Source organism: Capsulimonas sp. (assembly GCF_039929585.1).
Classification (GTDB): domain Bacteria; phylum Armatimonadota; class Armatimonadia; order Armatimonadales; family Capsulimonadaceae; genus Capsulimonas.
The window spans coordinates 1-6190 of record NZ_JBDSQY010000107.1 but is presented as its reverse complement, the minus strand read 5'-3'; the positions used below and the strand labels follow the sequence as shown (position 1 = coordinate 6190).

Sequence of the window (6190 nt, the reverse complement as noted above, 5' to 3'; positions counted from 1 at the left end):
GGCAATTTGACGCCTGCCCTGGTCCACGCCGAACCGCACCGATTGCAAAGAAAACGATGACGAACGAAAGGACACAATCCACCTTAAAAAAGCCTCTCAAACTGTCTTGACAAATGGGACCACTATACACAATGACCCTGGACTTTGGCGACGCCTGGCGGATTGCCGCTTTAGTGCTTTGTCCGATCATTGACTGGCGCGTGTCTATTCACTTGAAACGCAGTGGCGCCGTCGTCTCGGATCCATATGGACGTGTGGTGAATTACGCTACCTTCGCCTGCTTTATGATCGTGAATGGAGTTTCCAGACATCTGCATTCCGCCAGCGCCAAAGAAGCGGTGTTTGCTGCATGCACTATTCCCCTAATGATAGTTATGGGTGCGTCATTTTATTACAGATGGCGCGATTCGAAGCGCAATGCTGCGGATGTAATTCGTCAGGAATAGATAAATTGGGGATTGGACTGCTTCTCGCAGAAGCCAAAGAAACGCACGCTGAATGAGCTGATCGGCGCCAATCATTTCGTGTGTGAGGTAGGGTGTAATGGTTCTTAGTAACGTCGATCTGTTGGCTATTTCTGGCGCTGTTGCGTTGTTCGTTTTTTATGTTCTGCTTGATGTCTGGGCGCGTCGCCGTGGATCGATGCGATACTACGGCCTTGCAATGGGCATTATGGGGATTGTGCATCTGATCCAAGGCGTCGTTTTGCGTCACGTAGATTCCGAAAGCAAATGGCTGGTTGTCGCCGCATTTCAAGTCCCTCTGGTTCTTGTGCTGGGCGTGCTCATGCGCCGTATGTGGAAAGCAGAGACCCTCTAAAGCGGAACGTGTATTAAAGGAACGCCGAGCCTACAACGACTGGGCGCGCGCCGAATCAGAGTAACACACATATGGCTCATCTTCTTTACAATATCGTGATGTATCTCGTCTGGGCGATCGCGTTCGCCATATTCACTTGGAACTGGCGGAAGCATCGGCTCCGCAACCCCAATCCGCTTCCGCTGAGCATTTATTGTGCGCTGGCGTTCACAGCCACGTTTATGAGTCAGCTTGCGCCGATGATTTTTCAGCAAAGCCCTCAGTCTGGTCTGCATTGGGTGATGATGATCTATAGTGGCGTCGTTGCGGCTGCATTCACGGGATGTCTTGTCTATCTGCTGATGCATCGCAAGTCGCCGGCGGGTGCGGCTGCTGGAAACCATATCGAATAAATCGGTGTTGGCATATCGTCGGAAAGCGAGACGGAGTGGGGACAAAAGCGACCTGAGAACTTGCAATCTCGGAACGCTATGTCTGTTTACTTTGTTTTGCTTCTGAATTTGTGGTAAAATGCCCATTATTCTTTCTTGAGCGCAGAAGGATATGATTTCCCTTAGGGCGAATATAATACAAAATAAAGTGAAAGTTTTGGAGGCATGAGGATTAAAGCGTGAGCGAGACACATTTCGGATTGACGGGACTTGCGGTGATGGGGCAGAACTTGGCGCGGAACGTGGCGCACAAAGGCTTCCCGATCGCCGTGCATAATCGCACAACGGAGAAGACCGAGACGTTTTTGGCGGAGCATGGCCATGAAGGGCAGTTTACGGGCTCGACCAGTGTTGAGGAGTTCGTGAACGCGCTGACGCCGCCGCGGGCCATCATGATCATGGTCAAGGCCGGCAAGCCGGTCGATGATGTCATTGCTGAGATCAAGCCGTTTCTGGCGCAGGGCGACCTGCTGATCGATGGCGGCAACTCGCTCTTCACCGACACCGAGCGCCGTGTGAAGGAGCTGGAGGCCGAGGGCTTCCGATTCCTGGGCACGGGCGTGAGCGGCGGCGAAGAGGGCGCGCTGAACGGTCCGAGCATTATGCCGGGCGGCAGCGAGGAAGCCTACGCGATTGTCGAACCGATCTTCACGAAGATCTCCGCGCAGGTGAGCGGCGAGCCTTGCTGCACCTTCATCGGCGCGGGCGGCGCGGGCCACTATGTCAAAATGGTGCACAATGGGATCGAATACGCCGACATGCAGCTGATCGCCGAAGCCTATGACCTGCTCAAGAACGGTCTGGGCCTGACGAACGAAGAGCTGCACGAAGTGTTCACGCAGTGGAACGAAGGCGACCTGGACTCGTTCCTGATCGAGATCACCGCGCAGATCTTCGCCCGCAAGGACGACGACGGCGCCGGTTATCTGGTGGACAAAGTCCTGGACAAGGCCGCCCAAAAGGGCACCGGCCAGTGGACCTCGAAGTCCTCACTGGATCTGGGCATCCCGGTCACGGCGATCACGGAGGCTGTTTTCGCTCGATGCCTGTCGTCGTTCAAGGACCAGCGCGTCGCCGCCTCCAAGATCCTTCCTGGCCCGACGGGCGGGACGATTGAAGGCGACCGCCAGCAGTTCATCAACGATGTCCGAGACGCGCTCTACGCCTCCAAAGTAGTTGCGTACGCGCAGGGCTTCGATCAGATGATCGCGGCGGCTAAGGAGCATGGGTGGTCGCTGAACCTGGGCGCCATCGCCACGATCTGGCGCGGCGGCTGCATCATCCGCGCCCGCTTCCTGGACCGCATCAAGGAAGCCTACGACTCCCAGCCGGACCTGGCGAACCTGCTGCTCGCGCCGTACTTCACCGAAGCGGTCGGAAACGGTCAGAACGGCTGGCGCCGCGTGATTACTGAAGCCGCGCGCCTCGGAATCCCCGTCCCCGCGTTCTCTTCGTCGCTCGCGTATTACGATGGCTACCGCCGCGCGAACCTGCCCGCCAACTTGATCCAGGCCCAGCGTGACCTCTTCGGCGCGCACACCTACGAGCGCATCGACAAACCCGGCCACTTCCACTCCCAGTGGGTGGAGTAGGGCGAGATCTGCTCCTGAGACGCAGAGTGACAGGTTTTGAAAGCGCAATTCGCCGGGTAGACTTCGACAGAGCTGCCCGGCCTCATAAGCCGCCCAATGCCGCTGTCTGCTCAAAGGGGATCCGAACCATGAAGCTTATTCACGCTGCGGTAATCGCCGCCGCACTCGCCGTCACTCTCACCGCCACGACTGGCGCTTCGGCGAGCCGCCTCCATGTCAAGCATCATATGCGCAGCGGCATGCACAATATGCGCGTCAAAATGCATCATGGCCACATGCACATGCATAACATGATCCACCACGGACATATGTAATCTTGCTCAACGGAGCGTCACCTACAGCGCCGTCTCGAATTTCTTCGGGACGGCGCTGTTTGCCGTTCGGAGCAAACAGCGTTTTTTACGATTATGGATCGCAGGAAGAAATTGCGTCCAAAGAAACCCCGCGGACATAGTTCGCAGGGTAAACTAACGTCTGGACACGGCAAATATACCGGGGCGGCGTTCGGCCCCTCAGATTTTGCCCGGAACAAAGCACGCCCCATTGGGTTCGCCGAAAGGGATCACACGGAATGGAACTCGTCATGGTCGGCCTCGGCCGCATGGGAATGAATATGCTGGAGCGGCTTGCGCGCGACGGCCACACGGTTTACGGATTTGATACGTCGCCGGAGAAGGCGGCGGAAGTGACGCAGCGCGGCGGCGTTCCGGTCTCGGACCTGGGCGAAGCCGCCGCGAAGTTCACACAACCGACAAAGATCTTCTGGATCATGGTGCCGCAGGGCAAACCCGTCGACGACACCATCGCGAAGCTCAAGGCGGTTCTTTCGCCGGGCGACATCATTATCGATGGCGGTAACTCATACTTCAAGGACACCGTGCGGCGCGGCGGGGAACTGGAAGCGGCCGGACTGCATTATATCGACTGCGGGACCTCTGGCGGCGTCTGGGGATTGAAGGAAGGCTACTGCCTGATGATGGGCGGAGATGAAGCGTCCGTCAAGATCGCCGAGCCGATCTTCAAGACACTCGCTCCCGAGAACGGATATGTCTATACGGGCGCCTCGGGCTCCGGGCATTACGTAAAAATGGTGCACAACGGCATCGAGTACGGCATGCTGCAGAGCTACGGCGAGGGGTTCGATATTCTGCACGCCAGCGAGTACAAGCTGGACCTGACCGCCATCGCCTCGGCGTGGCGCTTCGGCAGCGTCGTGCGCTCATGGCTGCTCGACCTGCTCGTGATCGCGTTTAAGAACGACAACAACCTGGAGCATATACGGGGTTACGTTGAGGACTCCGGCGAGGGCCGCTGGACCATTCAGGAAGCGATCGACCACAATGTGCCGGCGCCCGTCATCACGGCCTCGCTATATGAGCGGTTCCACTCGCGTGAGAATGAAAGCTTTGCGGCGAAGGTGATCGCCTCGCTGCGCAATGAGTTCGGCGGACACGCCGTCAAGGCGTCCGACGCCAACATCGGCGACGCCACCGGGTCTGGTTCTGCATCGGTCAATGAGGGAACGTCCTCCAGCGCCGCCAATCAGATCCAGCCGGGCGACAAGGCCAGCGTGGCGGCCGAAAAGATCGGCGCCCGCAACGCTTAATCACCCTTGCGGCGATATCATCACTTGGACAATTGTCTTCAGGAGAATTTATGGCGACTAATGAGAATACCGGGCAGGCCAACCCCGTGGAAAATAATGGACAGGCCAAGCCCGCCGACAAGCCGGTGCTGGTGGAGCGCCCTTTGCCGCCCTGCAATATTATTATCTTCGGCGCGACGGGCGACCTGACCCACCGCAAGCTGATCCCGGCCCTGTTTAGCATTGAGGCGCAGGGGCTGCTGCCGGAAAATGTCAAGATCATCGGCTTCGCGCGTCGCGACTACTCCGACCAGTCGTACCGCGAGGAGCTCAAGGCGTCGCTGGAGGAGTTCGCGCCGGACCTCTGGAAGGAATCGCAGGACGCGTGGCCGCGCTTCGCGCACCGGGTCGTCTTCCATCGCTCGGACTTCGACAACTCGCAGGGCTTCGAATGGCTTCGGGAGCGCCTGGACAAGTTCGACGAAACCGAGGGCACCGGCGGCAACCGCCTGTTCTATCTCGCGACCCCGCCCAGCACCTACTCCACCGTTATCGAGCAGCTCGGCAAAGCCGGCCTCGCCAAGCGCGATGGGGAAACCAATAACCCATTCATTCGCATCATCGTCGAAAAGCCCTTTGGTTCGGACCTGACCACGGCGCGCGCGCTGAACACCGAGCTGAAGACGGTCTTCGACGAGGACCAGATCTATCGCATCGACCACTATCTGGGCAAGGAAACTGTCCAGAACATCTTCGTGTTCCGCTTCGCCAACGCGCTCTTTGAGCCGCTCTGGAACGGCAAGTACATCGACAATGTCCAGGTGACGGTCGCCGAGACGGTTGGCGTCGAGCAGCGCGCGGGTTACTTCGATACCGCCGGCGAGCTGCGCGACATGGTGCAGAGCCACGCTCTGCAGATCCTCTCGCTGATCGCGATGGAGCCGCCGAACTCGTTGGGCGCCAACGATGTCCGCGATGAAAAAGTCAAAGTGCTGCGGGCGATTAAGCCTGTGGTCGGCAAGGAGTGCACGGACTGTGTCGTGCGCGGCCAGTACGGCGCGGGCCAGATCAACGGCAAGGACGTCCCCGCGTACCGGGACGAGCCGAACGTCCCCAAGGAGTCCGTGACGGATTCGTTTGTCGCGCTGAAGATGGAGATCCAGAACTGGCGCTGGTCGGGAGTCCCGTTTTTCGTCCGCGCCGGCAAGCGGATGGGGCAGCGTCTCACCGAGATCAACATCGTTTTTAAAGACATCCCGCCGATCCTGCTCAAGCAGCTTTCTCCAACGGGGGTCGAGCCGAACGTGATCACCATTCGCGTCCAGCCCAACGAAGGTATCTCCATGCGCCTGAGCGCCAAGCCTCCGGGCGCCCAGACTCGCGCCGTTCCCGTGGATATGAACTTCACCTACGGCACCAGCTTCGGCCAGCGCATCCACGACGCCTACGAGCGCCTGCTGATGGACGCCATGCTCGGCGACGCCGCGCTGTTCACCCGTGATGACGAAGTCGAAGCCGAATGGGCTCTGATCACTCCGATCCTCGAAGCGTGGAAAAACACCCCCGCTCCCGACCTGCCCAACTATGCGGCGGGAAGCTGGGGCCCGGACGCCGCGAACCGGCTCGCGACGGATATTGGCCGGAAGTGGCTGGATCGGTAGAGACCTATTCCCCCGCGCTTGGGTAAGTTTCCCCTTTTCCCAGCAAGGGGCTAAAGCCCGGGAAAAGGGGCGTTCGTAACTGCGATCCAGGCGAGTATTCCG

At 58.8% G+C, this 6190-nt stretch carries 7 protein-coding genes; all 7 read left to right on the top strand.

Annotated elements, in window-relative coordinates:
• Window positions 1-131: 131 nt before the first annotated feature.
• The 7 genes from ABIZ35_RS07610 to zwf all read left to right on the top strand — a co-directional run bounded on the left by ABIZ35_RS07610 (window position 132) and on the right by zwf (window position 6088).
• Window positions 132-446 (top strand): hypothetical protein, encoded by a 315-nt coding sequence (locus ABIZ35_RS07610; RefSeq protein WP_348219282.1) that lies wholly within the window; start codon window positions 132-134, stop codon window positions 444-446.
• Between the two features lie 97 nt (window positions 447-543).
• Complete coding sequence (locus tag ABIZ35_RS07605; RefSeq protein WP_348219281.1) at window positions 544-819, top strand: hypothetical protein; 276 nt, start codon at window positions 544-546, stop codon at window positions 817-819.
• Window positions 820-890: 71 nt separating this feature from the next.
• Window positions 891-1211, top strand: a complete 321-nt coding sequence (locus ABIZ35_RS07600) for a hypothetical protein (RefSeq protein ID WP_348219280.1) — start codon at window positions 891-893, stop codon at window positions 1209-1211.
• A gap of 218 nt (window positions 1212-1429) precedes the next feature.
• Window positions 1430-2842 (top strand): NADP-dependent phosphogluconate dehydrogenase, encoded by a 1413-nt coding sequence (gene gndA, locus ABIZ35_RS07595; protein WP_348219279.1) that lies wholly within the window; start codon window positions 1430-1432, stop codon window positions 2840-2842.
• Window positions 2843-2970: 128 nt separating this feature from the next.
• The gene (locus ABIZ35_RS07590) at window positions 2971-3156 is read left to right on the top strand and encodes a hypothetical protein (RefSeq protein ID WP_348219278.1); all 186 of its coding nucleotides are present in this window, start codon (window positions 2971-2973) and stop codon (window positions 3154-3156) included.
• Between the two features lie 257 nt (window positions 3157-3413).
• Window positions 3414-4448, top strand: coding sequence for a phosphogluconate dehydrogenase (NAD(+)-dependent, decarboxylating) (gene gnd, locus ABIZ35_RS07585; protein ID WP_348219277.1), 1035 nt, complete (start codon window positions 3414-3416; stop codon window positions 4446-4448).
• 50 nt (window positions 4449-4498) lie between these two features.
• On the top strand, window positions 4499-6088 hold the full coding sequence (gene zwf, locus ABIZ35_RS07580; RefSeq protein WP_348219276.1) for a glucose-6-phosphate dehydrogenase: 1590 nt from the start codon (window positions 4499-4501) through the stop codon (window positions 6086-6088).
• The last annotated feature ends 102 nt before the right edge of the window (window positions 6089-6190 follow it).

Bases quoted from the DNA above. Each gene is read 5' to 3' on its own strand.
- ABIZ35_RS07610 (WP_348219282.1), top strand. From the start codon at position 132: ATGACCCTGGACTTTGGCGACGCCTGGCGGATTGCCGCTTTAGTGCTT.
- ABIZ35_RS07605 (WP_348219281.1), top strand. From the start codon at position 544: ATGGTTCTTAGTAACGTCGATCTGTTGGCTATTTCTGGCGCTGTTGCG.
- ABIZ35_RS07600 (WP_348219280.1), top strand. From the start codon at position 891: ATGGCTCATCTTCTTTACAATATCGTGATGTATCTCGTCTGGGCGATC.
- ABIZ35_RS07590 (WP_348219278.1), top strand. From the start codon at position 2,971: ATGAAGCTTATTCACGCTGCGGTAATCGCCGCCGCACTCGCCGTCACT.
- gnd (WP_348219277.1), top strand. From the start codon at position 3,414: ATGGAACTCGTCATGGTCGGCCTCGGCCGCATGGGAATGAATATGCTG.
- zwf (WP_348219276.1), top strand. From the start codon at position 4,499: ATGGCGACTAATGAGAATACCGGGCAGGCCAACCCCGTGGAAAATAAT.